The following is a 1,361-nucleotide window of genomic DNA, read 5'->3' as shown; positions in this document are numbered from 1 at the left end:
TTTGTGACTGTACGCAATACGCAACCCGGGGCTCCGGTCGCTGCGGGGCGCGCCGGGGGCCGCGGCGCCCCCGGCGGCAGGCGGATGGGAGGTCAGCCTGCGTTGATCGCCGCGGCCAGTCTGGGAAGCTGGCGCAGCGGGGCATGGTGCTCGACTTCCATGCGCTGGTCGGCATCGAAGATGTCGCTGAGTCCCGGGGCGGGGTCATGGGTTCCGGACTGTGGCAGGGTGGTCGCGCTGAACGGCCAGTCGGAACCGAAGACGATATGGTCTCGACTCGTCACGGCCGAAACTGCCGACATCGCAGCAGGAGACGCGCTGAGTGCGGTGTCGTAGAAGAATCGCGAGATCTGCGTCTTCGCGTCGAGCAGGGATGGCTTACCCAGGCCCTGCGGCCAGTTTTCGCCGATCGCCGTCTCCGACGCGACGCCGATCCGCCACGACAGGAACGGCAGGGTGCCGCCTGCGTGGGAGAGTTGGAAGCGGATGTTGGGGTACCGCTGGGTGACGCCGGTCAGCATCATCATCGTCGCGGCTCGGGTCGTGTCGAACGTGAACTCTTCGAGGAAGTCGGGCAAGGGCAAGGTTGGCTTGGCGTCGTCCGGGATCGCGGCGGGGTGCACGAAAACGTAGGCCTTGCGCTCGTTCAGCGCAATCGTCAAGGGCTCGTAGGAGGGGTCGCCCAGGTACACGCCGTTGTAGGCGGACAGTAGGACGATGCCGTCGGCGTGGAGGACGTCGAGGGCGTGGATCGCCTCGGCGACCGACGCGGCGATGTCCGGCATAGGGAGGACCGCGAACGAGCCGAAGCGCGTGGGGTGTTGCTTGGTGAGCCCGGCGACATAGTCGTTGCAGTAGCGAGCCATGTCGTTGGCTTCTTTGCCCGCGGGCAGGAACCCGACGCCGGGGTCGGAGACCGACAGGGCCTGGGCCTGGATGCCGTAGTAGTCCATGAACGCCAGCGCGGACTCGGGTGACCACTCGGGAGTCGGGTAGCCGCCGATGGTGAAGTGTCCGTGCGACAGCAATGCCGCCCGGTAGTCCGGTGGCAGCACGTGGGAGTGCAGGTCGATGCGATACGTGCCGCTCGGCGCGGCCTGCTGAGCGCGGGCCGTTCCGGCCGCGCCGAACTGAGTCGACGTGCTCAGGGGGAGGGCCGTCGCCGCGGCTATGCCGAGGGTGCCTGCGACGGTCCCACCCAGCATGCGGCGGCGGCTCACGCCGGCGCGTGACGGTGTATCGGATTCGTTCACGAGTATGTCCTTCCTGTCGGTTGGTTCAGCCGCACCGCGGATCCGCACTTGGTAGTGCCGGGATGGTCGGTATCCGCTCGGCGGTCGATGCCGCGTTGTGGGAGTGTT

At 67.6% G+C, this 1,361-nt stretch carries 1 protein-coding gene; it reads right to left on the bottom strand.

Features of this window, described 5'->3' with window-relative positions; translation table 11 throughout:
- Positions 1-92: 92 nt before the first annotated feature.
- Complete coding sequence (locus ACFWF2_RS33580; RefSeq protein WP_379311505.1) at positions 93-1,253, bottom strand: amidohydrolase family protein; 1,161 nt, start codon at positions 1,251-1,253, stop codon at positions 93-95.
- Positions 1,254-1,361 lie beyond the last annotated feature (108 nt).

Origin of the sequence: Nocardia sp. NPDC060259 (assembly GCF_042728775.1) — a bacterium.
Classification (GTDB): domain Bacteria; phylum Actinomycetota; class Actinomycetes; order Mycobacteriales; family Mycobacteriaceae; genus Nocardia.
Note: the sequence above shows the minus strand (reverse complement) of the source record. Positions and strands in the feature narration are given on the sequence as shown.